General features: G+C 65.0%; 27 protein-coding genes. 4 read left to right on the forward strand and 23 right to left on the reverse strand.

Features of this window, described 5'->3' with window-relative positions; translation table 11 throughout:
- Positions 1–46: 46 nt before the first annotated feature.
- From rplT to infC, 3 genes are all read right to left on the reverse strand, one after another.
- On the reverse strand, positions 47–487 hold the full coding sequence (gene rplT / locus QFZ40_RS12635) for a 50S ribosomal protein L20 (RefSeq protein ID WP_306904781.1): 441 nt from the start codon (positions 485–487) through the stop codon (positions 47–49).
- Positions 488–604: 117 nt separating this feature from the next.
- Complete coding sequence (gene rpmI / locus QFZ40_RS12640; RefSeq protein WP_009358635.1) at positions 605–799, reverse strand: 50S ribosomal protein L35; 195 nt, start codon at positions 797–799, stop codon at positions 605–607.
- A gap of 117 nt (positions 800–916) precedes the next feature.
- Complete coding sequence (gene infC, locus QFZ40_RS12645) at positions 917–1,972, reverse strand: translation initiation factor IF-3 (protein ID WP_306904791.1); 1,056 nt, start codon at positions 1,970–1,972, stop codon at positions 917–919.
- A 388-nt stretch (positions 1,973–2,360) separates the two neighbouring features.
- On the opposite strand from infC, the gene QFZ40_RS12650 reads away from it, so the two are divergent.
- Positions 2,361–2,747, forward strand: a complete 387-nt coding sequence (locus tag QFZ40_RS12650) for a DUF1844 domain-containing protein (RefSeq protein ID WP_306904792.1) — start codon at positions 2,361–2,363, stop codon at positions 2,745–2,747.
- 172 nt (positions 2,748–2,919) lie between these two features.
- Here QFZ40_RS12650 and QFZ40_RS12655 read toward each other — a convergent pair whose 3' ends face one another.
- The 8 genes from QFZ40_RS12655 to QFZ40_RS12690 form a co-directional block, all read right to left on the reverse strand.
- Entirely contained in the window at positions 2,920–4,227 is a 1,308-nt protein-coding gene (locus QFZ40_RS12655; RefSeq protein ID WP_306904793.1) for an MFS transporter, read from the reverse strand.
- A gap of 56 nt (positions 4,228–4,283) precedes the next feature.
- Positions 4,284–5,177, reverse strand: coding sequence for an SseB family protein (locus QFZ40_RS12660; protein WP_306904795.1), 894 nt, complete (start codon positions 5,175–5,177; stop codon positions 4,284–4,286).
- A gap of 9 nt (positions 5,178–5,186) precedes the next feature.
- The gene (gene priA / locus QFZ40_RS12665; protein WP_306904797.1) at positions 5,187–5,933 is read right to left on the reverse strand and encodes a bifunctional 1-(5-phosphoribosyl)-5-((5-phosphoribosylamino)methylideneamino)imidazole-4-carboxamide isomerase/phosphoribosylanthranilate isomerase PriA; all 747 of its coding nucleotides are present in this window, start codon (positions 5,931–5,933) and stop codon (positions 5,187–5,189) included.
- An 88-nt stretch (positions 5,934–6,021) separates the two neighbouring features.
- A complete protein-coding gene (locus QFZ40_RS12670; protein WP_306904799.1) occupies positions 6,022–6,180 on the reverse strand; it encodes a hypothetical protein in 159 nt (52 codons plus the stop codon).
- Entirely contained in the window at positions 6,181–6,885 is a 705-nt protein-coding gene (hisH, locus tag QFZ40_RS12675; RefSeq protein WP_306904800.1) for an imidazole glycerol phosphate synthase subunit HisH, read from the reverse strand.
- Between the two features lie 56 nt (positions 6,886–6,941).
- Complete coding sequence (gene hisB / locus QFZ40_RS12680) at positions 6,942–7,568, reverse strand: imidazoleglycerol-phosphate dehydratase HisB (protein WP_214958415.1); 627 nt, start codon at positions 7,566–7,568, stop codon at positions 6,942–6,944.
- A 58-nt stretch (positions 7,569–7,626) separates the two neighbouring features.
- The gene (locus tag QFZ40_RS12685) at positions 7,627–8,745 is read right to left on the reverse strand and encodes a histidinol-phosphate transaminase (protein WP_306904802.1); all 1,119 of its coding nucleotides are present in this window, start codon (positions 8,743–8,745) and stop codon (positions 7,627–7,629) included.
- Between the two features lie 135 nt (positions 8,746–8,880).
- Complete coding sequence (locus tag QFZ40_RS12690; RefSeq protein WP_306906911.1) at positions 8,881–9,195, reverse strand: LysM peptidoglycan-binding domain-containing protein; 315 nt, start codon at positions 9,193–9,195, stop codon at positions 8,881–8,883.
- Positions 9,196–9,629: 434 nt separating this feature from the next.
- Between QFZ40_RS12690 and lexA the strand changes: the two genes are divergently transcribed.
- The gene (lexA, locus tag QFZ40_RS12695; RefSeq protein WP_306904804.1) at positions 9,630–10,379 is read left to right on the forward strand and encodes a transcriptional repressor LexA; all 750 of its coding nucleotides are present in this window, start codon (positions 9,630–9,632) and stop codon (positions 10,377–10,379) included.
- A gap of 24 nt (positions 10,380–10,403) precedes the next feature.
- On the opposite strand, the gene QFZ40_RS12700 is transcribed toward lexA, so the two are convergent.
- Together QFZ40_RS12700 and hflX are read right to left on the reverse strand one after the other, a co-directional pair.
- Positions 10,404–12,461, reverse strand: a complete 2,058-nt coding sequence (locus tag QFZ40_RS12700; protein ID WP_306904805.1) for an ATP-dependent DNA helicase — start codon at positions 12,459–12,461, stop codon at positions 10,404–10,406.
- Positions 12,454–14,022, reverse strand: a complete 1,569-nt coding sequence (hflX, locus tag QFZ40_RS12705; protein ID WP_306904806.1) for a GTPase HflX — start codon at positions 14,020–14,022, stop codon at positions 12,454–12,456. Before hflX ends, QFZ40_RS12700 begins: the two co-directional genes overlap by 8 nt.
- Positions 14,023–14,457: 435 nt before the next feature.
- On the opposite strand from hflX, the gene QFZ40_RS12710 reads away from it, so the two are divergent.
- The gene (locus QFZ40_RS12710) at positions 14,458–15,072 is read left to right on the forward strand and encodes a class I SAM-dependent methyltransferase (protein ID WP_306904807.1); all 615 of its coding nucleotides are present in this window, start codon (positions 14,458–14,460) and stop codon (positions 15,070–15,072) included.
- Here the strand turns inward: QFZ40_RS12710 and dapF are convergent.
- From dapF to QFZ40_RS12740, 6 genes are all read right to left on the reverse strand, one after another.
- Complete coding sequence (gene dapF, locus QFZ40_RS12715) at positions 15,053–15,997, reverse strand: diaminopimelate epimerase (RefSeq protein WP_306904809.1); 945 nt, start codon at positions 15,995–15,997, stop codon at positions 15,053–15,055. The genes QFZ40_RS12710 and dapF overlap by 20 nt on opposite strands.
- A gap of 9 nt (positions 15,998–16,006) precedes the next feature.
- The gene (gene miaA, locus QFZ40_RS12720; RefSeq protein ID WP_306904810.1) at positions 16,007–16,903 is read right to left on the reverse strand and encodes a tRNA (adenosine(37)-N6)-dimethylallyltransferase MiaA; all 897 of its coding nucleotides are present in this window, start codon (positions 16,901–16,903) and stop codon (positions 16,007–16,009) included.
- A gap of 3 nt (positions 16,904–16,906) precedes the next feature.
- Complete coding sequence (gene miaB, locus QFZ40_RS12725; RefSeq protein WP_306904812.1) at positions 16,907–18,451, reverse strand: tRNA (N6-isopentenyl adenosine(37)-C2)-methylthiotransferase MiaB; 1,545 nt, start codon at positions 18,449–18,451, stop codon at positions 16,907–16,909.
- A gap of 61 nt (positions 18,452–18,512) precedes the next feature.
- Entirely contained in the window at positions 18,513–19,040 is a 528-nt protein-coding gene (locus QFZ40_RS12730) for a regulatory protein RecX (RefSeq protein ID WP_306906912.1), read from the reverse strand.
- Between the two features lie 172 nt (positions 19,041–19,212).
- Positions 19,213–20,268 carry a recombinase RecA gene (recA, locus tag QFZ40_RS12735; protein WP_306904813.1) on the reverse strand — a complete coding sequence of 352 codons (1,056 nt, stop codon included), beginning with the start codon at positions 20,266–20,268 and terminating at the stop codon, positions 19,213–19,215.
- A 188-nt stretch (positions 20,269–20,456) separates the two neighbouring features.
- Entirely contained in the window at positions 20,457–20,681 is a 225-nt protein-coding gene (locus QFZ40_RS12740) for a DUF3046 domain-containing protein (RefSeq protein WP_306904814.1), read from the reverse strand.
- 41 nt (positions 20,682–20,722) lie between these two features.
- Here QFZ40_RS12740 and QFZ40_RS12745 point away from each other — a divergent pair, with 41 nt between their 5' ends.
- Entirely contained in the window at positions 20,723–21,247 is a 525-nt protein-coding gene (locus tag QFZ40_RS12745; RefSeq protein WP_306904815.1) for a MarR family winged helix-turn-helix transcriptional regulator, read from the forward strand.
- Between the two features lie 70 nt (positions 21,248–21,317).
- Here QFZ40_RS12745 and QFZ40_RS12750 read toward each other — a convergent pair whose 3' ends face one another.
- The 4 genes from QFZ40_RS12750 to QFZ40_RS12765 form a co-directional block, all read right to left on the reverse strand.
- Positions 21,318–21,770, reverse strand: coding sequence for a helix-turn-helix domain-containing protein (locus QFZ40_RS12750; RefSeq protein ID WP_306904816.1), 453 nt, complete (start codon positions 21,768–21,770; stop codon positions 21,318–21,320).
- Positions 21,771–21,921: 151 nt separating this feature from the next.
- Complete coding sequence (locus QFZ40_RS12755) at positions 21,922–22,401, reverse strand: CinA family protein (protein ID WP_306904817.1); 480 nt, start codon at positions 22,399–22,401, stop codon at positions 21,922–21,924.
- Between the two features lie 76 nt (positions 22,402–22,477).
- The gene (pgsA, locus tag QFZ40_RS12760) at positions 22,478–23,107 is read right to left on the reverse strand and encodes a CDP-diacylglycerol--glycerol-3-phosphate 3-phosphatidyltransferase (protein WP_306904818.1); all 630 of its coding nucleotides are present in this window, start codon (positions 23,105–23,107) and stop codon (positions 22,478–22,480) included.
- A gap of 23 nt (positions 23,108–23,130) precedes the next feature.
- Positions 23,131–26,037, reverse strand: a complete 2,907-nt coding sequence (locus QFZ40_RS12765) for an FtsK/SpoIIIE family DNA translocase (RefSeq protein WP_306904819.1) — start codon at positions 26,035–26,037, stop codon at positions 23,131–23,133.
- Positions 26,038–26,148: the final 111 nt, after the last annotated feature.

The following is a 26,148-nucleotide window of genomic DNA, read 5'->3' on the forward strand; positions in this document are numbered from 1 at the left end:
GCTGGTGCCACGGGTCCTTGAACTGCGGCCTGAGCAGGCTGCGATACTACTCGGCAGCGGCAGCCTTCGCCTTCGGCGCCTTGGCGGCCTTGGGCGCTGCTTCAGCCTGGGCGGCCGGAGCGGACGTGTCTGCGGGGAGGGAATCCTTGGCGATGTTCACCAGTGCGGCGAAAGCGTTGGCGTCAGAGACGGCCAGCTCGGCCAGCATGCGGCGGTCAACCTCGACCTCAGCGGCCTTCAGGCCCTGGATGAGTCGGTTGTAAGTGAGGCCATTGGCGCGGGATGCGGCGTTGATGCGCTGGATCCACAGGCGGCGGAAGTCGCCCTTCTTCTTCTTACGGTCACCGTAGCTGTACACAAACGAGTGCAGCAGCTGCTCTTTGGCCTTGCGGTACAGGCGTGAGCGCTGTCCCCGGTAGCCCTTTGCGCGTTCGAGGATAACCCTGCGCTTCTTGTGGGCGTTTACCGCCCTCTTCACACGTGCCACGTGCGTACTCCTTCAAATTCTGGTCCCAAGCGTCTACTGCCGGAAAACCGGCCGGCCTGAGAAGGCTTTATGGTAGGTGGCTGCTGCCGGGAGGCAGTCAGCCGGAATGCTTGGAAATTAGATGCCGAGCATCTTCCGGATGACCTTGGCGTCGCCCTTGAAGACGATCTTGTCGCCGGCAAGGCGGCGGGTCAGCCTGGAGGACTTGTGCTCGAGGTAGTGGCGGCGGTTGGCCTGCTGGCGGCGCAGCTTGCCGCTGCCGGTCAGCTTGAAGCGCTTCTTAGCACCACTGTGGGTCTTCATCTTCGGCATGGGAACCGATCTCCTTACGTATCCACAGACAGTGTCTGCAGTTCTTTCGTGCAGCCGCCCCTGCGGGCGGCATGCTGGTTGCGTACTGCGGGAGGACACACCTCCTGCAGTTTTGAACTAGGTGGTCTTCTTGCCGGCCGGCTTCGGCGCCGCCTTGGGGGCGGGCCTTGCAGCAGGCTTGGGGGCTGCGGGCCTGGCCACCGGCTTCGGCGGCGAGGGTACTGCGGCCGGCCTCGGAGCTGCCGGAGCAGGCGTTGCAGCCGGAGCAGGCACTGCAGCTGCCGGCTTGGCCGCTTCCGGCGCCTTGGCGGCCGGTGCAGATGCCTTGGGGGCCTCCCGCTTGGGAGCGGCAGCCTTCGGAGCAGCCTGTCGTGGCGCCTCCTTTGGTGCAGCTTCCGTGGCTGGAACCTCTTCAGGAACCTCCGCTGCGGGGACGGCTTCCACCGTCTCTTCGGCCTGCGTGGCTTCGGTCACCGCGGCGTCAGCTGCGGCAGGTGCCTGGGTCTCGGGTGCCTCAGCTTCGACGGCCTCGATTTCCGGCTCCGTGGAGATAGCGAAACCCTCAGGAAGAAGATCAGCCAAGGACTGGGTCAACGGGGCCTGATCGTCACCGGAGACGTCGATTCGACCCGAAGCCTTCGCTTCGTTCTGCGCCTTTGCTTCTGCCCGCTGAGTAGCGCGGCGGGCTTCGGCCTTGGCCTCTGCCTTATTCTTCAGCGGCCCCACGACCATCACCATGTTGCGGCCATCGATGCGGGGGCTGGACTCAACAACCCCTACGTCGGACACGTCGTCTGCAAAGCGCTGGAGCAGGCGGATACCCATCTCCGGACGCTGCTGCTCGCGGCCGCGGAACTGGATCATGGCCTTGACCTTGTCACCGGCGCCGAGGAAGCGGAGTGCATGCCCGCGCTTGGTCTCGTAGTCGTGGGTGTCGATCTTCAGGCGGAAGCGGATTTCCTTCAGAACCGTGTTGGTCTGGTTCTTCCGGGCTTCACGTGCCTTGACGGCGGCCTCGTACTTGTACTTGCCGAAGTCCATCAGCTTGCACACCGGAGGCTTCGCCTGCGGTGCAACTTCAACGAGATCAAGATCGGACTCGGCAGCCAAACGCAGGGCATCCTCAATACGGACGATTCCTACCTGTTCACCTGCAGGGCCGACCAGCCGCACCTCGGGGACGCGGATACGCTCATTGATTCTTGGCTCGCTAATGTTAAAGCTCCTGTGTTTGTTGTGGGTATTCCACCGGCAAAATAGAGAAGGCCCCCAATTGCCGGAGCAATCGAAGGCCTCGATGATCGGTTGTGCAGGCCTCCAACGGAGACTGCACGCATGCGCCCCGACAAATGCCTGGGGCGATGCCCGACCTGGTACCCGGCAACCTTGCTTCCCAGGAATGGCTTCCTGCGGGAAATCGGTCGACGCGGGTGGGAGAGAACTCCGCTTGCAAACTGCATGCCATTCTACAGAAAAAATCCCGCACAGCGCAGCTTGGCGCCGGTGGGACCTTAACACAGCAAATAACGACATCCAGTCGGTCTGTGACAAGCTTACCAGTATGACCACCCCAGAAAGTAATTCACACGTTTTCGCGCCTGCCGGCACCACCGGTGACGTGACCCAGCAGATCCGCGACATCTCCGAAGTTCCGGCCATTGAGGTCATTACGACAGCGGCAGTCCACCTCATGAGCGCAGCAGCAGTGAAGCTGGGCCTGGCCGCCGAGGACAACGCCGAGGAACTCAAAGACCTGGATGAGGCCCGCAAACTCATTACGGCCCTTGCAGGACTGGTGACTGCGGCGGCGCCCGAGATCGGTTCCCAGCACGCCGGGCCCTTGCGCGATGGCCTGCGGTCGCTACAGCTTGCGTTCCGCGAGGAATCCATCATCCCTGACGCTCCAGGCAAGGGCCCGGGCGAGAAATACACCGGCGCGGTCAACTGACCGGAGCGGAAAAGCCAAATTAATCACGACGGCGGCGGGCTGACCATGGCGGTCCGCCCGCCGCCGTCGTACTTAGGGCAGGTTCCATTTACCTCCGCCACCCCGTCGGCTTGCTCCGCAGGCGCCATTTAGGGCCCAAAGGGCGGCGTCGCAGCAATTGATAGTGGCTCCGTCAGGCTGCGGCGCGGCGCCGCCGGCGCCGCTGGAGCAACAGCCCCACCAGGCACAGCGCAACCCCTGCCGCACCCACCGACACGAACCCGCCCGAGGGCCCTGTTGCGTCGATGAAAACGCCGGCCAGGGGCGCCCCGAACGCCACGCCTCCCGTCAGGGCCGAGCCGTACCAGCCCATCGCTTCCCCGCGCCGGTCCTCGTCAACGAGCTCGGCGACCTTTTCGGACGCTGCCGACAGCACCGGTGCGCAGAGCAGACCGGGAAGGAGGGACACCAGGGCCAGCGTCCAGGTGTCATGGGCGAACCCCATCGGAATAGTCAGGGCCGCCATTCCGAGCAGCAGGACAATGGGCGAAACCGGCCGGTGCATGGCCCCATAGATCACTCCGCCGACCACTGATGCCGCACACCAGAACAGGAAAACCAGTCCGATCTCCCCCTGGTGGCCGCCTGTCTCCAAGGCCGCGACGATGCCGACATCCGTGCCACTCAGGACCATCCCCGCCCCCGCCGCAACTGCGAAGACTGCAGCCACGGTGGCCGTGAACCAGGCGAAGTTGTGCGCCACTTTTCCACGGAGTCCGGGCCGCCGCTCCGTCGCGGACCGTCGGACACCCATGGGGGCGAGTTCGGCGGCAGCCTCCTGGGGGTGGGCCGGTGCGCTGGAGACGACAGCAACGTTGGCAGCGTACTGCTGATCCCCTTCGCAGCCTTCCGCCAGGACTGGGCTGCGGGTGGGCGGATTGAACCACATCAGGAACAGCCCGGCGAGCGAAGTGGACACGCCCACAATGGTGAGTCCGACGACGGTGTATCCGCTGGTTGCAACAATTGCTCCGGCAGCAGGGCCGATCATGAACACCACTTCGGTGGTGATCGCGTCCAGGGCGAAGGCCGTTCGACGCTGGTCACCGTCAGCCAGGACGCCGAGGGACTGGCGTACGACGCTGAAGATCGGCAGGGTGAGCAGCCCGCCAACGAAAACCAGCGGCAGCAGCCATTCGTAGGACACATGGGGAACGATCGACCAGATGACCGTTTCTGACACGACCGACGGGATAAGAGCCGTTCGCAGGCCGACAGTGTCCACGCGGCGGCCGCGCCATGGTGCTCCCACCGCGATGCCTATTGTCATCACTGCTGCCGCAGCTCCCGCCGCAGCGTAACCCTGGCCCAGGGCGAGGACGATGTGCAGGGTCAGCAGGACACCTGCCGCTGAATGGGGTATGCGGGCGATCATGCCGACAAGAAGAAGCCGCCTGACGGGCTGGACGGCCAGCAGCTCCCGGTAAAGAGCGAAGTTCACGAATAATCCTTTGGTCCGCCGGCGTCGGCCAAGGGATCTCCCCGCTCACCCGCCAGCTACTGTACTGCGCGCCTTAACTTGATTTCGATCGAGTCAACCCGCTCAGCAAACAATACATTCCGGGACCATGCCTGCTGGAGCCCGGCGAGCAGATCCTGGACAGCAGCGGCGTCCAGCCCGTCTTCAAGGTAGAGCACCACCTGCAGCTCCGGTCCTGCTCCTCCGCCCGGCATTGACCCTCCGGTTCCGGTGACGGCGGGGACGCCCGAGCCGGGGAGAAGGACGATATTGCGCACTGCCGGGAACCCGGCGGCGGTGGCGGTAATTTCCGCGGCCAGCGCTTCATCGGCGTAGGAAGGAATCCATTCCCGCTGTTGTGCCAGCGCCCACACGGCGGGACGGCGGATCACCCAGGTAAGGTCGGAGCCCGGATCAAGGACCAGGAGTTCGGCGCCTTCGGCCACTGCGGACAGTGCCGCCCTCGCCGCGTACACCGCCACGGGACGTGCTTCCGGATGCCAGGCCGCCAAGGCCTTTGCCGAGGTGAAGGCCGGCATCGCTGTCCGTCCATCGGCTGCCTTCAGGGTGACCAACGCCATGTCCGCCTGTTTGTCCGCTTCCAGGCCGCCCATGCTCTCCGTTCCGGCGAGCTGGGCAATGATGGGGATAAAGATCCGGGCGGTGGCCAGCGAGGCCACTACTGCTGCTTCATCGCCGTTGCCGTCAAGGAGCGCCCCGACGGCGGCGAGGTAGCCGGCGTCGGCAGAACCGTCGTCGTCTTCAAAGTTGTGGATCTTGCCGTCGTCCCCGGCGAGGCTCCGGCCGGCCCACGGCTGGCCTGCGGTGTCGGCGGCGCCGCCCGCCCCGGCCAGCGCCGCGGCGATGTGTCCCGGAAGATGGCGCGTGACGGGTGCCGACCCTGCGCTATCCGGGTTGTCCCTGGAATCCACGGGAGCTGCCTACCGGCGGCCGGCGACGTCGAGCGCCTCGGGAAGGGTGAACGCACCGGCGTACAGCGCCTTGCCCACGATCGCGCCTTCCACGCCCAGCGGAACCAGGGAACGCAGGACCTTCAGGTCATCAAGGCTGGAGATGCCGCCGGAGGCCACAACGGGTTTGCCGGTCTTTTCCACCATTTGGCGCAGCAGCTCGACGTTCGGGCCCTGCAGCGTGCCGTCCTTGGTGACGTCAGTGACAACGTACCGGGAGCATCCGGCCTCTTCCAGCCGGGCCAGGACGTCCCAGAGATCGCCGCCTTCCTTGGTCCAGCCGCGACCTGCCAGCGTGGTTCCTCGGACGTCGAGTCCGACGGCGATCTTGTCGCCGAAGCGCTCGATGGCGCGGCGGGTCCAGTCGGGGTTTTCCAGCGCTGCGGTGCCAAGGTTGACGCGTGCGACGCCGAGGTCCAGGGCAGCTTCCAGCGACTCATCGTCCCGGAGGCCGCCGGAAAGTTCCACCTTGATGTCCAGCCGGCCCACCACTTCGCGGAGCAGTTCGGCATTGGAGCCCCGGCCGAAGGCCGCGTCCAGGTCCACCAGATGGACCCATTCCGCGCCCTGCTGCTGCCAGTTGAGTGCGGCGTCCAGCGGGGTGCCGTAACCGGTCTCGCTGCCAGCCTCGCCCTGGACCAGGCGGACGGCCTGGCCGTTGACGACGTCGACGGCGGGCAGCAGTTCAAGTACCGGCAGATCGTATGGGGTGGTCATCTCAAATCCTCAGTGTGTATGGCGGCGTGGTGTGGCTGGAGGCAGCTTGCGGGGTGGCCGACCCCGCAGGGTCAGGAGGTACGCAAGGTCAGGCGGCAGGCAAGGTCAGGAGGTAGGCAGCCAGCAGTGACATGGCGGCGAGTACATAGAACGCGACTTGGGTCCAGAGCGGTTTGTGCTGCTGTTTGAAAGACAGTGCCCCGCCCACGAGGAGGCCGGCGAGGCCCATCAGGACGATTGACCACATCTAGGCGGATCCGTCAGTCGGCACGGGTTTACGGAGTCCGCCCACCCAATTGCGCAGCAGCCGTGCTCCGGCGTCACCGGACTTCTCAGGGTGGAACTGGGTGGCGCAGAGCGGTCCGTTTTCCACTGCGGCGATGAAGGGGGCGCCATGCTCTGACCAGGTGACCAGTGGCGGCGCCATCCGGGGCTGGACGACGTCGAATTTCCAGTCCTGGACTCCGTAGGAGTGCACGAAGTAGAAGCGTTCCTCCTCGACTCCTGCGAAGAGCTTGGACCCTTCGGGAACCTTGACCGTGTTCCAGCCCATGTGAGGTACGACTTCCGCCGGGAGGAGCTCAACTTTGCCGGGCCACTCCCCCATGCCTACGGCTTCTGTCCCGTGTTCAACGCCGGCTTCGAACAACACCTGGAGTCCGACGCAGATGGCCAGCACGGGCCGGCCGCCGGCTACGCGCCTGCCGATCAGCCGGATTCCGTCCACGGCTTTGAGCTCACGCATCACTGTTTCGAAGGCACCGACGCCTGGCACCACGAGCCCGTCCGCGTTGAGCACGTCCTCCGGTTTGGCGCTGAGGATGACCTCGGCTCCGGCGCGTTCCAGGGCACGCACGGCGGAGCGGACGTTGCCGGAGCCGTAGTCCAGGACTGTGACCGTCGGCTTGCCCTCGGGGGACGAGGGTTTCTTAAAGGCAGCCGGATCGATCACCGCCCCGTTCTGCACGATAGGGCCGGTTACAGTCGGCCTAGTTACAGCAGGCCCGGTCACAGCGCACCTTTGGTGGAGGGAATACCTTCGACACGGGGATCAGGCTCGACGGCTGCGCGCAGGGCACGCGCGAAGGCCTTGAACTGCGCTTCCACGATGTGGTGTGGATCCCGGCCCGCGATGACGTTCATGTGCAGGCAAATGCCGGCGTGGAGGGTGATGGCCTCAAACACGTGCCGTGTCAGCGAACCCGTAAAGTGGCCGCCGATGAGGTGGTACTCCTGCCCGGCCGGCTCGCCCCCGTGCACCAGGTACGGACGCCCTGAAACGTCCACGACGGCGTGGGCCAGCGCTTCATCCAGGGGCACCGTGGCTTCGCCGAACCGGCGGATCCCGGCCTTGTTGCCCAGCGCCGTGCGAAGGACCTCGCCGAAGGTGATGGCCACGTCCTCAACGGTGTGGTGGACGTCGATGTGCGTATCACCGGTAGCCTTGACCGTCATGTCGATGAGCGAGTGCTTGCACAGAGCGGTCAGCATGTGGTCGTAGAACGGCACCGACGTGTCGATGTCCGAAACCCCGGTGCCGTCGAGGTTGATCTCCACGAGCACCGACGATTCGCTGGTGGCACGCTCCAGGCGTGCGCTCCTGGCATCGGCGGCGTTCGATCCGGTGGAAGTCATGGTCATATGTCCTTAGGAGAAGGAGTCGGGCGGCGCTCACGGCGCCGCTCGTTCAAGTTTAGGCTGGGAGCTTGTCCTGGGCGGCAAGGATGCCTTCCAGGGAGGTCAGGAAGGCTGTGGTTTCCGTCTCAGTTCCCGCGGTGACCCGCAGGTGGCCCGGAATGCCGACATCCCGGATGAGCACCCCGGCCTCCAGCAGTTCCTGCCAGACGTCATGGGGGCGGTCAAGACCTCCGAAGAAGACATAGTTCGAGTCGGATGCTGCCGGTTTGAGGCCCATCCTGGTCAGCTCCGTCACGATCCTGTCGCGCTGCTTCTTGATGTCCTCAACGTCGGCCATCAGCGCCTCGCGGTGCTGGAGGGCTGCCAGGGCGGTCGCCTGTGTGATGGCAGAGAGATGGTATGGCAGGCGCACCAGCCGGAGGGCGTCCGTCACTTCGGGGGCTGCTGCCATGTAGCCAAGCCGTGCGCCGGCCAAGGCAAAGGCCTTGCTCATGGTCCGGGTGACAATGAGTCGTTCCCTTCCGGGCAGCAGCGTCAGTGCACTTGGCGTGCCGTCATGCGCGAACTCGTGGTACGCCTCATCAACGATCACGATGGTTTGGGATGCCTCACCAGCAGCATAAACAGCCTCCACCACGTCAAGGGTGAGGCCGGTGCCAGTGGGGTTGTTGGGCGAGCAGAGGAAAACGACGTTCGGCTGCAGCTCCTTGACCTGCAGCGCTGCCGACTCGGCGCTCAGTCCGTAGCCTTCGGCGCGCTGGCCGACGATGTATTCCGTGTCGGTTCCGCTCGCAAGCAGGGGGTACATGGAATACGTTGGCGGGAAACCCAAGGCCTTGCGTCCCGGCCCTCCGAAAGCCTGGAGAATCTGCTGGAGCACTTCATTCGAGCCGTTGGCCGCCCAGATGTTGGTGGCGTCAAGGCCATGGCCCAGGTATTCGGCCAGGGCCTCCCGGAGGGCAGTAAACTCACGATCCGGGTACCGGTTCAGGCCTGCAGCAGCCTCTGTCACGGCGGCGCTGATTGCCGCCCGAACGTCAGCCGGAACGCCGTGCGTGTTTTCGTTGACGTTAAGCAGAATGGGCACATCCAACTGCGGAGCACCGTACGGGGTCAGGCCGCGGAGGTTGGTCCGGAGGGGTAGTCGGTTCAGACGTTCTAGCTGGTCATTCACCTGAACAGTTTAGTGCCCGGGCAGATACCCGGAAAATGTGACAGCACGCGGCACGCCCGGGACTGGCAGTTGGGCCGGCACTGATGGAGTGACCGCCCGCCCGCCATGGCTCCGGTCTGCGAACTTGCTGGTTTGCTAGCTTGCGGGAACAAACAGCTGCTGGCCCGGCACGACGACACCTGAGTTGAGGTTGTTGAGCTGCACAATGTCGGCGACCACGTCGCGGGTGTCGCGTTCCGGCGCCACAGTGCCGGCAATCGCCCAGAGCGACTGGCCGGACTGGACGGTGACCGAGACCGTCGGGGTGAGTGCGAGGTCAGAGGTGTTGTCGGCCGCCTTGGCGGGAGCGGTGAGGAATCCTGCCAGGAAGAGCAACAGAGCGGCCACAAGCACGAGCGGGATGCCTATGAGGACAACCTTTCCCCGCCTGGTGAGCCGCAACGGCGGCATGGATTCCTTGCGGGTCCGGGATTCCTGATCCGGCACCGAGGTGAGGTGCTGAACGGAGACGAACGTCGGACGGGAATCCTGCGAAGCAGATATAGCTGACATGAAATTAGCCCTCCTGGACCATACTGTGCTGCCCGGTGTGTTCGCGTCTGCCCTGGTTACCGCCCTGATGCACCGGATATTCGAAGCGGTCAGGGCGAGCAGAGAATTTACTAGAACACATATTCGAACTTTGCTTTCTCAGTTTTAGCACTTATCAACGAACATTGTCGAGACTCGCTAGAACAAATGTTTGAAAAAGCTCTGCGGCTGCCCTACGTTTGGAACAAAGGATCAACCACCTTCGTAGTTGATCAGCAGGGTCTGACAATTCAGGCCGGACGTTCCCGGCATCGCCGCCGGAAAGGCCGGCCGACGGAAAGGCAATGGCGAACATGGCAGCACCAGCCGCCGACGGCAGGGCGACCCAGCGGGGCCGGCAGCCCCAGAGGACACCCAAAGGGCTCACCGCACGCCAGAAGAAGATCCTGGAGACCATCCAGCGCTCCGTCAATGACAATGGTTACCCCCCATCCATGCGGGAGATCGGCGACACCGTAGGCCTCGCCAGCCTTTCCAGCGTGACGCACCAGCTGTCGCAGCTTGAAAAACTCGGATACCTGCGCCGGGATCCCAAGCGTCCGCGCGCCATGGAGGTCCTGATGCCGCTCACGCTCGATGGCGGATCCGCCAAGGGGGCAGGCGCGGCCAAGCCTGCGATCCTGCACGGCCTCGACGGAGGGGCAATTGCGGAGCTGCCCACTGCCATGGACACGGCAATGGTCCCCCTTGTGGGCAGGATCGCGGCCGGTGGTCCCATCTTCGCCGACCAGCTGGTGGAGGACGTCATGCCGCTGCCCCGCCAACTGGTGGGCCAGGGCGAACTGTTCATGCTGCGCGTGGCCGGTGACTCGATGGTGGACGCGGCGATCTGCGACGGCGACTGGGTAGTGGTCCGACGGCAGGCTGACGCCGTGAACGGTGACATCGTTGCCGCCCTGCTGGATGACGAAGCCACCGTGAAGACTTTCCGCCAGCGGGACGGCCACACCTGGCTGCTTCCGCAGAACACCCAGTACGAGCCAATTCTTGGCGACCACGCCACCATCATGGGCAAGGTTGTATCGGTACTGCGGTCGCTTTAGGACCTGCCCGCGCCGCCTTTCGGCTCAGGAACTCTCCCTGGCCAGCCTTTCCAGCGCCGCGAAGGCGATCTTACGGTCAGTAGTGGGCCAGAACGGCGGCAACGCCGCCCGGAGAAAGCCTGCGTAGCGTTCGGTGGCAAGCCGTGAATCCAGAACGGCAACCACTCCCTTGTCTCCGGTGGAGCGGATCAGCCTGCCCGCCCCCTGGGCAAGCCGGATCGCAGCATGCGTGGCAGACACGGACATAAATCCGTTGCCGCCGGCCTGCGCCACTGCGCGGGACCGTGCTGTCATGAGGGGATCGTCCGGACGCGGGAAAGGAATGCGGTCAATCACCACCAGCCGGCACGATCCGCCGGGGACATCAACGCCCTGCCACAGGGACATGGTCCCGAAAAGGCACGTATCCGGCTCGTCCGCGAACTGTTTGACCAGCGCTGTCATGGTGGAATCGCCCTGGCAGAGGATACTGATGCCCAGTCGGGGGCGTAACGCTTCAGCGGCCTCTTCGGCCGCTCGCCGTGAGGAGAAGAGGCATAGGGCACCGCCGCCGGAGGCCCTTATCAGTGCTTCAAGTTCACCCAGGGCCTCGGGCGAGGCGCCACGGCCGGGTTTCGGCAGGTGCCCGGCAACGTACAGGATCCCCTGCTTCGGGTAGTCGAAGGGAGACCCCACGTCCACCCCGGTCCAGCTGGGGGCGCCGTCCCCTACCAGCCCCAGTCCGCCGGCTGCCGGTTCAAAGGCGGACCCGATGGCCAGGGTGGCGGAGGTCAGAACCACCGTATGGCCGGCAAACAGGCCTTCGCGCAGCTTGCCTGCCACACTGAGCGGGGCAATGTTGATGAGCGCGGGAGAGGTCTCGTCAGGCTGCGAGTAGCCCTGCTGGGGATCAAACGTGCTGGCACGGGAGAACCACACAACCTCCCGGTTTTCCCGGGCCGCGACAAGTCGTTCGCAGAGTTCCAGAATCAGCAGGAGCCGCGAACGCGCGAGCTGCCGCCCGCCGTCGGCTGTTGCACTGCTGTCCCCCTTGGAGTCCGACAGGGCGGCGCGGCAGGCCTCGCGCAGCTGGTCGATACAGTCCAGCTGTTCATCGTTGAGGCCGTTGGGAAGCAGCCCGTTAGGCACCCCCGCGAGGGCGAGCTCAAGGTTGGCCGCCGCCGCGTTCAGGGCGTCGACGGTGATGGCGGTGTGCTTCCGGGCGCCGGCAGCGGCAGCGTGGACCATGGCCACGGAGAGTTGCCCGGATACGGCGCCGGTGACCCGGTCCTGGAGTTCGTGGGCTTCATCCACCACCACGACGTCGTACTCCGGAAGGACTGCCAGTCCTTCGAAGGCGCTGACGGCGAGCATGGCGTGATTGGTGACCACGACGTCGGCGTCGGCTGCGTCCTGGCGCGCCAGCTCGCTGAAGCATTCCGCCGCGAGCGGGCATTTCTGGGCCCCCAGGCACTCCATGGAGGTGACGGAAACCTGCCGCCAGGCGCGGTCGGTGACACCCGGCAGGAGCTCGTCCCGATCGCCTGTGGCCGTCTTTTCCGCCCACTCGCGCAGGCGCACCACTTCCTTGCCAAACTGGGACGAGGGCCCGCCCTGGGCAGCGGCGAAATGCGGCACGCTGGTGTCCTCGCCCAGGGAGAACAGCTGGCCCTCCGCAGGCTCCTCCGAGGGGAAGCCGCCTTCCAGCTTATGCCGGCAGACATAGTTGGAACGGCCTTTGACCAGGGCCACCTTGACGGGACGGTCCAGGGCCGGCGTGATGGTCTTCAGGAGGCGGGGAAGGTCCCGGCCGACAATCTGGGTCTGCAATGCGAGGGTAGCGGTGGAAACCAGGGTGGGCTTATCGCTGACAAGTGAGTGGGCAATGAGCGGAATCAGGTACGCCAGCGACTTTCCGGTACCGGTTCCGGCCTGCACCAGTAGGTGGTTGCCCGTTTCGATTGCCCTGGCCACCTGCCGCGCCATTTCGTGCTGGCCGCTTCGGCTTTGGCCCCCCATGCCGGCCACGGCACGGTCGAGCAGTTCAATCACGAACTGCTCGCCGGCCGTATCCGAAATCTCCCCGGCCGCCAGCTCAGTCATTACTGACGAATGATTCCAGTTCGGCCGCGAGGCCCTCACGGACCATCACCACCGCCCGTGTTCCGTCCTCGCCGTGATCCAGGCTGAGGATTTCGGCGTCGGTTTCATGGAGCTTGCTGATCAGGTCACCCCTGTTGTACGGAATGAGCAACTCCAGCTTGACGCTTGGCCGAGGAATCGATTCGCTGATTGCTTTGAGCAGTTCGGCGATCCCCTGGCCGGTCCGGGCTGAGACCACCACGTGTCGCGGTTCGCGCTGTTTGAGGCGCTCCACGACAAACGGGTCCGCGGCGTCCGCCTTGTTGAGCACGATGATCTCAGGAACCTTGCGGGCGTCCACTTCGCTGAAGACCTTGCGGACTGCAGCGATCTGGCCTTCCGGATCGGGGTGCGAGGCGTCCACCACATGCAGGATCAGGTCCGCGTCCGCAACTTCCTCCAGCGTGGAGCGGAATGCCTCCACCAGCTGGGTAGGCAGCGAGCGGACAAAGCCGACAGTGTCAGCGAGGGTGTAGCCCAGTCCGTCGGCCGTCTCGGCTTTGCGGACAGTAGGGTCCAGCGTGGCGAACAGGGCGTTCTCCACGAGCACCCCGGCATCGGTCAGCCGGTTCAGAAGCGACGACTTACCCGCGTTCGTATATCCGGCAATGGCAACCGACGGCACTGCATTACGACGCCGGTTGGCGCGCTTTGTTTCCCGTGCCGGCTTCATGGCGGCTATTTCGCGCCGCAGCTTGGCCATCCGGGTCCGGATCCGTCGGCGGTCCAGTTCTATCTTCGTTTCACCCGGACCACGCGAGCCCATGCCGGCGCCGGCGCCGCCCACCTGGCCACCTGCCTGGCGGGACATCGACTCGCCCCAGCCACGCAGGCGCGGCAGCAGGTATTCGAGCTGCGCCAGTTCCACCTGGGCTTTGCCCTCGCGGCTCTTGGCGTGCTGGGCGAATATGTCCAGGATCAATGCCGTGCGGTCAATCACCTTGACCTTCACGATGTCCTCAAGGCCGCGGCGCTGGGACGGTGCCAGTTCGGCGTCCACTACTACAGTGTCGGCGCCCGTGGCCATCACGACGTCCTTGAGCTCAAGGGCTTTGCCTGAACCCAGGAACGTGCCCGGATCCGGCTTGGCACGACGCTGCACCAGGCCGTCCAGGACCTCTGAGCCGGCAGTCTCGGCCAGCGCGGCAAGCTCGCGCAGGGAATTTTCAGCGTCGGCCAGGGTGCCTTCGATCCAGAGCCCGGCGAGCACCACGCGCTCAAGGCGCAGCTGCCGGTATTCGACCTCGGTGACATCTTCGAGTTCGGTGGACAGTCCGGCCACGCGCCGGAGCGCCCGGCGCTCTTCGAGATCCTGTTGGTCGCCGTCGTAACTGGTGTGTTCCTCGTCCAGGCGCGAGATCGCCTGGGCTTTGCCGAACACTCCCTTGCCGTTGCCGTCTACGCTGCCGGCGTTCCTTGCCGGTACGTCCTTGGACAGAATCCGGTCGATGACAGCTTGGATTTCCTCAGGACTCATATCCTGGGCTGCTGGATCGGAACCGGTGTTGGGCTGGCTGGTCATGGTCTCCTTTGAAGATTCGGCATTTCCAGAATAGTGCCGATTGGTTGTGAGTGGTGAAGTATTCGCGCTGGGCTGACGGCTTGCGGTCATCCTGGCCTCCTGGTCCTCTGCTCCTGCCTGGCGGAGCCGCGGCGTGCAGAACGGGGTCCACGCCCGGTCGATGCGTGGAGTGGTGGAAAAGGCGCCGGCAAAGTCAGGAAAGGACCAGCAGGAGGCTGATCTTTCGAGTTTGCCCGGCGGTCAGACAGGCGTCGAAGGCCTGGCTGGTTGCGCATTTGCGGAAGGTTGACACCTGCATCGCTGCGGGACGGGGCTGCGGGACGGGATTTGAAACCCGCGCCGGCTACTCGAAGACCAAGAACATGCCTTTCAGAATAGCAGACCACCAGCACGCGGTTTCCCATCGGCCCCTGCGGGCAACTAATCTGGCCAGTTATGGAGTCCGCACACTATTTCAGCGCATCGCCCGCCGGGCCGTTCACCCGCAAGCCGCTCACCGTGGAACTGGCCGGGGAAACGCGCAAGCTGCAGACCTCTGCGGGGATCTTCAGCCCGGACGGCATTGATAAGGGAACGGCTGTACTCCTCGCCGAAGTCCCGGCCCCTTCGCCCGCCGGCAACCTGTTGGACATCGGCTGCGGCTGGGGTCCGATAGCGCTGACCATGGCACTCCGGGCGCCACATGCCCGTGTGTACGCCGTGGATGTCAACGAACGCTGCATCACGCTGACGAACGAAAACGCCGCCCTGCTGGGCCTGGACAACGTCACGGCCAGCATGCCTGATGAAGTGGATCCTGATGTCCGCTTTGACACCATCTGGTCCAATCCCCCCATCCGGATCGGCAAGGCTGAACTCCATTCGCTGCTGAAGATGTGGCTTCCGCGCCTGGCACCAGGGGGCTCGGCCTGGCTTGTGGTGCAGAAAAACCTGGGGTCCGATTCGTTGCAGCGCTGGCTTTCCACGGAGCTCGGTGCATCCTTCACGGTCAGCCGCGAAGCCACGTCCAAGTCCTTCCGGATCCTGAGGGTCAGGAAAGCGTCCCGCTAGCCACAATCACTGCCGGGCCGCTCAGCTCGACATGTTCATCGCCGCCTGCGCCCGCAAAGAACTTCACGCCCACGACACCGCCCGGCACGTTGATCTGCCACGCGTCAGGGGCCTCCGCCCCTGCCCAATGCCTGATGGCGACGGCAGCGGCGCAGGCGCCCGTGCCGCACGACTGGGTTTCGCCGACTCCCCGTTCGTGGACCCGCATGGTCACCATGCCAATGCCGTCATGCACCAGGGGTTCGGCCGGGACCACAAACTCCACGTTGGTCCCGTGGGGTGGGACCGGATCCACGTGCGGAGCGGTAAAGAGCCGCATGCCCTCAAGCTGGGACAGTTCCGCCAAAGCAACCACTGTGTGGGGATTGCCCATGCTGACGGAGAGGGCAGGACGCGGTACTTCCAAGCCGTCCGCACTGACCAGCGAATCCATGGCCTTGGCGGTCGCGTCACCGGGGAAGATGAACTTCCAGGGACCCATGTCCACCGCGTAGTTGTCACCGGTCCGGACAACCGTCTTGACGCCGCCGCGGGTGCCAATGGTGAGCGCGCCGCCGTCGGGCAGGTCAATCAGGCCCTCCAGACGGAGGAAGTGCACAAAGACCCGGACCCCGTTGCCGCACATCTCGGACAGCGAACCGTCGGCGTTGCGGTAGTCCATGAACCACTCCGCCTCCGGGGCATCGGCCAGCAGTTCCCTGCCTTCGGGAAGGAACCGCGAAGGGACGGCCCGGATCAGGCCGTCACCGCCAATGCCGCGGTGCCTGTCGCACAAGGCTGCAGCCTGGCCGGCATCGACGGCGTGGACACCCTCAGGATCGGCGATCAGGACAAAGTCGTTGCCGGTGCCGTGGCCCTTCGAGAAGCGGAGACCACCCAAGGTCCGGAATGCGGGCTGCCTGGTCTCTGAAAGGGTTGCGTCCATGATTCAAGGTTACCGGCACAGTGCGGCGGCCAGCGGCACGAGCCGCGGATCCTGCCAGTCCAGCCAGGTGATCCGGGGGTCGGCGCGGAACCAGGTGAGCTGGCGCCGGGCGAACTGCCGGGTAGCCACGATGGTTTCCTCTGCCGCCTCGTCAACTGTCACCCCGCCGTCGAGCACCTTCAGGAACTGGGCATAGCCCAGGGCCCGGGGAGCTGTTTTGCCCTGCCGGAGACCGGCCGCATCCAGGCGCCTGACCTCTTCCAGCAGCCCGTTGTCCACCATGGAGTGCACGCGCGTTGCGAGGCGCTCACGGAGCACGTCCCGGTCCACGGCCAGCCCGATCTGGACCGCTGGCTGGAAATACGCGCGCCGGGGCATGTATGAGCTGAAGGGGCGGCCCGTCAGCTGGTGCACCTCCAGCGCCCTGATGATCCGCCGCGCATCTGACAGGCGCCCGGCCGAGACCGGGTCCACTTCACGGAGCCGGGCATGGAGAGCGTCCATGCCTGCCGTCTCAAGCTCGGTCTCCAGCTGCCGCCGGAGCTGAGGATCCGTGCCAGGGAATTCGAGGACGTCCAGCGCGGCCCGGACGTAGAGCCCTGACCCGCCCGCCAGGATGGCGCGCCGGCCCCGGGAATGGATGTCGGCGATGAGCTCCCGGGCCTGCTGCTGGAAGTCCGAGACGCTCGCTTCCTCCGTCACGTCCAGGGTATCGAGGAGGTGGTGGAGCACTCCCCTGCGTTCCGCGAGGGTGATCTTGGCGGTCCCGATGTCCATGCCCCGGTAGAGCTGCATGGCGTCAGCGTTGATGACTTCCCCGTCCAGCTCAAGGGCAAGGCTGACGGCAAGATCGGACTTCCCGGACCCGGTGGGGCCGACGACGGCAATGACCGGAGGGATGGCCACCGGTCAGCGGTTGCGGACCGGGAGTGCTGGCATGCCCAGCGACACTCCGGTGCGGCCTGCGCCGCCGCCTGAACCTGGCGTTGGCGCTCCGCAGGAGTCGGCCTGGGACCTGTCCCAGGCGTCCCCGGCACGGGAGCGCCTCAGGCTGTAGTCCTGCGGTCCCGGGTCCGCCACCAGGTGGAAGGCAGCGGCTTCCGTGATGGTGACTGTCACGAGGTCCCCGGGACGGGGCGCCGGGGCGCCATCGGGAACGGAGAAATGCACCAGCCGCTGGTCCCGGGAGCGTCCGGACAGGCGGTGGGTCTCTCCGGACTTGCGCCCCGACTGGGCCGTGACCATGACCTCGACCCGGCGTCCCAGCTGCTTGGCGTTTTCCTCGGCCGCGATCCTGTCCTGAAGGGCCGTCAGCCGTTCGAAACGTTCCTGGACGACTGCCTTGGGCAGCTGGTCCGGGAGGTCGGCGGCGGGCGTGCCCGGGCGCTTGGAATACTGGAAGGTGAAGGCCGTGGCGAACCGGGATTTTTCCACAATGTCCAGGGTGGCCTGGAAGTCCTCCTCGGACTCGCCGGGAAAGCCCACGATGATGTCGGTCGAAATCGCGGCGTGCGGGATCTTCGCCCGGACCTTGTCCAGGATTCCCAGGAACTTCGTGGACCTGTAGGACCGTTTCATGTCCTTGAGGACCTTGTCCGAGCCCGACTGCAGCGGCATGTGCAGCTGGGGCATCACGTTGGGAGTCTCGGCCATGGCATCGATGACATCGTCCGTGAAGGCCGCGGGATGGGGGCTTGTGAAGCGGACCCGCTCCAGGCCTTCAATTGCTCCACATGCGCGCAGCAGTTTGGAGAAAGCCTGCCGGTCGCCGAACTCCACACCGTAGGAGTTCACGTTCTGCCCCAGCAGCGTCACTTCGATGGCGCCGTCGTCCACGAGGGCCTGGATTTCGGCGAGGATCTCACCGGGACGGCGGTCCTTTTCCTTGCCGCGGAGCGCTGGCACGATGCAGAACGTGCACGTGTTGTTGCAGCCGACCGAGATGGACACCCAGCCGGAGTAGACCGAATCGCGCTTGGTGGGCAGTGTGGACGGGAAAACATCGAGGAATTCGAGGATTTCCAGCTGTGCTTCGTTGTTGTGGCGGGCCCTGTCCAGCAGCGCCGGGAGGGCTCCCACGTTATGGGTGCCAAAGACGGCGTCCACCCACGGCGCCTTCTTGAGAATGGTCTCGCGGTCTTTCTGGGCCAGGCAGCCGCCCACGGCGATCTGCATACCCGGGTTCGCGGCTTTGACCGGGGCCAGCATGCCCAGGTTGCCGTACAGCTTGTTGTCGGCGTTCTCCCGCACTGCACAGGTGTTGAACACGACCACGTCCGCGTGCTCACCCTCAGCCGAGACATAGCCGGCAGCTTCCAGCATGCCCGCCATCCGCTCCGAATCATGCACGTTCATCTGGCAGCCGAAGGTGCGCACCTGGTACGTGCGTGGCTGCACAGCTGTGTCGACGGAGGGGGCCGTGCCGGATGCTGGGGAAGGAATGGTCAAACTCACCTGTTAAGGGTACCGGGTCAGCGGAAACACCGCTTCGACCGGCAGCGCACACCGAAAATGCCTACTCGTCAAACAGAACATCCTCCGGGCTGCCCGTCTCTGTGTGGTCCCCGTGTGCATGGTCCGCGCCTGTGTGGTCCGCGTGCGAGGCGATCACCTCGCCCACAATCCGGAAAGCCTGCGACGGCTGGTACCCCTTGCGCGCGAGCATTGAGGCCAGCCGGCGGGAGGCCTTGTCCCGCGCGGCCCGATCGGACAGGTCAATGCCCGGGCGGAGTTTCCGCTCCACGAGCAGGCGTGCTGCCGCCTCCTCCTCTTCGTCGGACAGCTGCTCCAACGCGGTGGCGGCCGTCTCCGCTTCAATGCCTTTTTCAGCGAGCTCGCGGCGAAGGGCACCCTTGGCAAGCTTCCGGGACTGCGACCGGCTGCGCACCCACATGTCGGCGAACTCGGCGTCGTCGATGAGCCGCACTTCCTGGAATCTGTCCAGCACGGCCTCGGCAACGTCCTCGGGGATGTTTCGCTCCGCCAGCTTGCGCGACAGCTGCAGCCGGCTCTTGGCCGAACTGGTCAGCTGCCGCAGCACTATGGCGCGGGCAACGGAGGCGGGATCCGGTTCCGGGTCTGATGCGACCGAAGATTCCGGGTCGGGTCCCTCCGGTCCGAAACCGCGGCGTCCGCCCCGGCCCCGCCGACGCCGACCAGAGCCAGAGTCAGGACCCGGGCCGAAGGCCTGCCCGTCCGTGACGTCCGCGGTATCCCTAGAAGCCGTCAACAGCCTTCAGCTTCGGTGTGTCTTTGGAATCAGCTTCGGCCGGCTTGACGCCCACTCCGAGCTTTTCCTTGATCAGCCGTTCCAGTTCCGCCGCGAGCTCTGGGTTGTCGCGCAGGAACCTGCGCGAGTTCTCCATGCCCTGGCCCAGCTGGTCGCCGTCGTAGGTGAACCACGAACCGGACTTCTTGATGATGCCGTGTTCCACGCCCATGTCGATGATGCCGCCCTCGCGGGAGATGCCCTGGCCGTAGATGATGTCAAACTCTGCGATCTTGAAGGGCGGGGCCATCTTGTTCTTGACGATCTTTGCCTTGGTGCGGTTACCGACCGAGTCCGCACCTTCCTTGAGGGTCTGGATCCGGCGGACGTCAATGCGGATGGACGCGTAGAACTTGAGGGCCTTACCACCGGTGGTGGTCTCGGGGGAACCGAAGAACACGCCGATCTTCTCGCGGAGCTGGTTGATGAAAATAGCCGTGGTTTTGGTCTGGCTCAGGCGGCCGGTGATCTTACGCAGCGCCTGGCTCATGAGGCGGGCCTGAAGGCCCACGTGGCTGTCACCCATGTCGCCTTCGATTTCCGCACGCGGAACCAAGGCGGCCACGGAGTCGATAACAATAACGTCAAGGGAACCGGAGCCGATGAGCATATCCATGATTTCCAGCGCCTGTTCACCGGTGTCCGGCTGCGAGACCAGGAGCGCGTCCGTGTCCACCCCCAGCTTGGCGGCGTACTCGGGATCCAGGGCGTGCTCGGCGTCGATAAACGCCGCAATGCCTCCCAGCCGCTGCGCGTTGGCGACAGCGTGGAGCGCGACGGTGGTCTTACCTGAGGACTCCGGTCCGTAGATCTCCACAACTCTGCCGCGCGGCAGGCCGCCGATTCCGAGGGCAACGTCCAGGGCAATGGATCCCGTGGGAATGACCTCAATGGGGGCGCGTACTTCATCACCCAGCCGCATGACCGAGCCCTTGCCGAACTGCTTGTCAATCTGGGCCAGCGCTGCTTCCAGCGCTTTTTCACGATCCGGGGCTGCCGCCATGGTTCACACCTCTAATGTTTGTCGCTTTGGAGTGGCTTCAGTGGCCGTTTTGGTCACCTCTGACGCTAATGGCACCCTCTGACATTCACGCCGGATGACATCGGCTATGTGGATAAACCACTAGGAAAATCATAGCTTTACCCGAACAGGTATTCGAACAATCCTGCGGCGTGTCAGGGCAAAAGCCGTCAGTCCTGCTTCGGCTTAACGTCTCGGCCCAGGCGCCGCTCAGCGGGAACGTCCTGCACGTCGCAGACAGCCAGCCAGACTTTTCGGGGGCTGACTCCCGCGGCGAGGGCCTGGTCCGCGGTCCGCCCGCCCACTCCGGCAAGGACCAGGGTGCTGCTCAGGACACGGGAATAGCCTGCCCCGAATTCGTCGTCCATGAGGCGCCAATAGTCACTGATTCGCACCAATAGAGTCTCTCACGGCGCCGGACCCTAGAATTGTTGCCATGAGCAACTCCCCTGACGTCCCGGCTGCAGGTTCTGCAGACGATACAGTAGATGCGGCGCTGAGGACCGTTGAGCACCAGATCAGCGTCTTGTGGCGGCGCGCGCGCTCAGTCTCCCATCAGCTCTCGCGCCAGGTCCACCCTGACATGGAACCGGCAGCATACGGGCTGCTGACGGTAATCCGCCGGGAGGGTCCCATCCGGCTCACCGAGCTCGCGCTCAGCATCGGCGTCGGCAAGCCGTCCGTGAGCCGGCAGATCGCGTTCCTGGAGAGCATCGGGCTGGTGTCCAAGGAGGCCGACCCACTAGACGGCCGGGCCCAGTCCATCCGCCTCACGGACAAGGGCGAAGAGAAAATGCACCAGGTCCAGGATGCGCGGCGGCAGGTCTTCCGCGAGCGGCTGGGCGAGTGGCCGCTGGAGGAGCTGCAGACCCTGGCGCAATACATAGCCAAGCTCAACGCCATCTATGAACGCGACGGCTTTCCCAAGGATGGGCTGCCACCGCCCGATGTTTCCGCATAGCAGGCAAACGAAAGCCTCCGGCACTGCCGGAGGCTTTCGTTTGGGTTTTCGAGCTTTGTTGCGGGCTGCGTTACCTTGCGCCGGAAAGAAGGCCCGTGGAGAGCTCGTTAGTGAGCTCTGCATTCAGGTCACGCTCAAGGTCGCGGCCGTAGCGCTGCGAGAATTCCTGGGGAACTGTGTCCGGAACTGCAACGCCCTCGGCGACAGCAACACGGTCGCTGACTTCCCGGAGCATGCTGGACAACGGCACGTCCAATGCTGAGCAGATGGAGGATAGAAGCTCAGATGAGGCTTCCTTTTGGCCCCGCTCGACTTCACTGAGGTAGCCCAGGGAAACTCGGGCACTGTGCGAGACTTCGCGGAGCGTGCGGCCCTGGCGCTGGCGGACATCGCGCAGGACATCACCGATTTCGTGACGAAGTACAACCATCTTGCGCTCCTTCTGTTCGCTCTTAGCCTGATCGGCGAGGCCCACATCCTTCCAGCGGACAACGCCGTTTACGGATACGGGCTGCTTAACCATCTGTATCGCCTTGCTCCCTCATAAGTCCGGTCCGCCGTGGAGCGACCGTGGTGGTTTATTCATCCTAAGCGCCCCCGCTCTCCGGAAGCGACACAATGTAATAACTAATGGGTATAGGGATTTGTTCCCGGCTACTTTACGCCCGGTAGCTTCAGGAGGATAGGGCGGCGAGCAATCTTTCCAGTGCCGCCCCGCAGGCCTGTCCGCGGATCTCTGCACGGTTCCCGGTGAAGCCGTACTCGAAGGAGGCCGAGCCGTCCGCGGTGGCAATGCCGATGAACACTGTCCCCACGGCTTTCCCGTCATGTTCCTCGGGTCCGGCCACCCCCGTGGTTGATACTCCGATGTCCGAATTCAGGACGTTACGGGCGCCCGCGGCCATGGCAGCGGCAACGTCGCCGTCCACGGATCCGACGGCGGCCAACAGTTCGGAGGAAACGCCCAGGACATCGGACTTCACGGAGTTCTGATAGGCCACCACGCCGCCCTGGAGCATTCCGGATGCACCGGCAGTGTCTGCCAGGACCGCCGAAACCATGCCCGCGGTCAGAGATTCAGCCGTACCTACGGTTACCCCAAGGCCCTTCGCACTGCTCACGGCCTGTTCGGCGAGATGGTGAAGATTAGTCACATCGGCTCCTTCTTTGCCTCGTGGTGGGCTGCCTCGTTGTTGGGGCGTTCCTGCCTGGCATCGCGGACGGCGGGTCCTACGTCCCGGCCGTTCCGGCGCGTTTGCCGCGGGATCGTAGCCGGAGCGCTTCCAGGACGTATTCGCCGCCGGTCCACACTGTGATCAGCACTGCCGCCATCATGACTGCGAAGGCCACCCGAATGAGCCACGGGGCCAGGGCGGCGAGGGGCAGCAGATAGAGGAAGATTGCGGCGGTCTGCACTACTGTCTTGAGTTTGCCGCCACGCGAGGCCGGGATGACGCCGTAGCGGATCACGAAGAAACGCAGGGCGGTGATGCCCCATTCCCGGACCAGAATGACGATAGTGACCCACCACGGCAATTCCCCCAGGACGGAGAGCATCACCAGCGCGGAACCGATCAGCAGCTTGTCAGCGATGGGGTCGGCAATCTTGCCGAAGTCGGTGATGAGGCCCCGGCTCCTGGCGATGTCGCCGTCGAGCTTGTCCGTGTAGATCGCGACGGCGAACGCCAGTACCGCCGCCCAGCGCCAGAGCCCTGACTCGCTGTGCAGGCCGGGGGCATCCGCAAGGAGGAACCAGACGAAGAACGGCACCAACGCAATGCGGAGCATGGTCAGGATGTTGGGAAGATTCCAGATCCCCGCACTGCCTGAGTCGGCGGCGGTTGCTTCGGTGCTAGTCACCCTCCTAGGCTACATTCTTTGGGCTAGCGCCCGGTGAGTGACCAGGCGTCCTCTGAACCGTCCTCATCGTCTCCGTGCGAGCCCGGGGGCGAATCGGCGCCGTCGTAATATTCAACGTTCTGCGCGCGCTGATCCAGGTCGGCTGCCACGAGGTCTTCGGCATAGCCGCCCTGGGCGATATTCGCGTTGGCGTTGTCACTCAGGGCCGCCGTTTGCGAGTCCGCGGCAGTCGGCGCGTCTAGCCCCTTCATGGCAGCAAGCACAGCGGCGAGGTCGTCAGGTTTGACCAGCACGTCGCGGGCCTTGGAGCCTTCGGACGGACCCACCACTCCCCTGGATTCCAGCAGGTCCATCAGCCGTCCCGCCTTGGCGAAACCGACGCGCAGTTTGCGCTGGAGCATCGAGGTGGAGCCGAACTGCGTGGTGACCACGAGTTCGGTGGCCTGCAGCAGTACCTCAAGATCATCCCCGATGTCGTCGTCGATCTGCTTTTTCTGCGCTTCGGGGGCAACGTCGTCGCGGTAGACGGCCTTCAGCTGGCCCTTGACGTGCTCCACGACCTTGTGAATTTCGGATTCGGTCACCCAGGCGCCCTGTACGCGCATGGCCTTCGAGGCCCCCATGGGCAGGAACAGGGCATCGCCCTGGCCGATGAGTTTTTCGGCGCCGGGCTGGTCCAGGACCACGCGGGAGTCGGTCACGGAGGATGTCGCGAAGGCCATCCGGGACGGGACGTTGGCCTTGATGAGGCCGGTAACCACGTCGACCGAGGGCCGCTGGGTGGCCAGGACCAGGTGGATGCCGGCGGCACGCGCGAGCTGGGTGATCCGGACGATGGAATCCTCGACGTCGCGCGGGGCCACCATCATGAGGTCGGCCAGCTCGTCCACGATCACCAGCAGGTACGGGTAGGGCCGGATGACCCGCTTGGAGTCGACAGGCGGCTGGACCTTGCCTGCCCGGACCGCCTTGTTGAAGTCGTCGATGTGCTTGAAACCGTAGTTGGCGAGGTCGTCGTAGCGGGCGTCCATCTCGCGGACCACCCACTGGAGGGCCTCCGCGGCCTTCTTCGGGTTGGTGATGATCGGCGTGATCAGGTGCGGGACGCCCTCGTAGGCGGTCAGTTCGACGCGCTTGGGGTCCACCATCACCATCCGGACCTCATCCGGGGTGGCCCTCATCAGGATGGAGGTGATCATGGAGTTCACGAAGGACGACTTGCCTGCACCGGTGGCGCCGGCCACGAGCAGGTGCGGCATCTTCGCGAGGTTGGCTACGACGTAGCCGCCTTCGACGTCCTTGCCCACGCCCATCACCATGGGGTGGTCGGTCCGCCGGGCGTTCTGGCTCCGGAGCACATCGCCGAGGGACACGGTCTCACGGTCGGTGTTAGGGATTTCGATGCCGATGGCGGACTTGCCGGGAATCGGACTCAGGATCCGGACATCTGAACTGGCAACGGCGTACGAGATGTTCTTGGACAAGGCGGTGACGCGTTCCACCTTCGTGCCCGGGGAGAGCTCAATTTCGTACCGCGTCACGGTGGGACCGCGGCTAAAGCCCGTGACCTGGGCTTCCACGTTGAACTGGTTGAGGGTTTCCGTCAGCGACGCGACAATGGCGTCGTTCGCTTCGGTGCGCTCCTTGGGGATGGAGCCCGGCGTCAGGACGTCCGACGACGGCAGGGTGTACGTGACGTCGCCGGCCAGGGACAACTGCTCGGTCCGCTGCGGAATGGGGATAGGCAGCGGCGCGGGTGCTACCGGATTTGCCGGCACCTTCACCGGGTTCAAAGAACCGGCGGCAACCATGCCCGGCGTCACGAGCGGAATGGCTTCGGTGGCGTTCTCACCCGCCGCTGCCTTGCCTGCGGTGCCCAGTCCCTGGGCAGCCTTGATCTTCTCGACGGCGATTTCCGCCTGGGTGGGACGGCGGACGCCGGGCGCGAGGCTCGGCCCCTTGCTTTCGTTGTCACCGGCAGGCGCGTCGTCATCGATGACCGCGTGCTCAAAGGCTTCATCTCCGACGTAGCCTTCCAGGCCGGCGTCGTTCTCCTCGTCCTTGCCGAAAAGCCGCCGCCTTTTCTTCTTGGGCGCCGTGGCGGCCGGCGTTTCGTAGAGGTAGCTGCGGTCGTGTCCGGCGTCGTCGGCTTCCTGGAGGTCGATGCCCATGAGGTGCTCGTAGGCCCCGCGCAGGCGGCGGGGAATGGCACCAAACGGCGTGGCGGTGATGATGAGCAGCGAGACAAACGCCAGCAGGCCGTAAATTGCCAGGGGAACGGCCGCGTGGATGGCGGCCAGCGGTGATGCTGCGAGGAAGCCGAGCATGCCGCCCGCCTGGCGGAGCCCGTCGAAGCCCTGTGCAACGGTGGGCTGCCCGCCGAGGACGTGGGCCAGCCCGCAGCCAGCGAAGGTCATGATCAGGAAACCGATGCCCACCCTGTTGTTCCCGCGTCCGTCCGCCGGCCTCCTGAAGAGCCGGAAGGCGCAGACAAAGAGCATCAGCGGCAGCAGGAGGGAGATCCAGCCGAACGTGCCGTTGACCACGGCGTAGACCGTGTCCGGGAACCAGCCGGTCAGCCCCCACCAGGCGAAGGTGGCGATGAAGACACCGAGCCCCAGGTTGAACAGGGCTGCACCGTCGCGGCGTTGTTCCGCAGGCAGGTCGCTGACATCGTGGCCTATCCTGCGGACGCCGCCGCCCACCATATGGCCGATTCCGAGCCAGGCGCCGCCCAGCACGCGCAATGGCCACGGCTGGCGCTGTTCGACGGCGGGAAGCTGGCGGGTGCGGGGGGCGCGGGTGGAACTGCCGGTCCGGCCGGTCCTGGGCGTTGTGGAGCCAGTACCGCGGCCTGCGGAGCTGCCGGATTTACCGCCGGAGGTGCCGCCGGTATTTCCTCGGGGCGCGGAAGTAGTGCGAGTGGCCATACCTGCCACGGTACCCGAAGGGGGCCGGATTTCCGCGGATTTCCGCGGATCCGGGGCTTCCATGTTCGCTGCCCGAGCCAGGCCTGTGATGCTCCGACGGGAAAGGCCCGG

This window comes from Arthrobacter pascens (assembly GCF_030816475.1).
Taxonomy (GTDB): Bacteria; Actinomycetota; Actinomycetes; order Actinomycetales; family Micrococcaceae; genus Arthrobacter; species Arthrobacter pascens_B.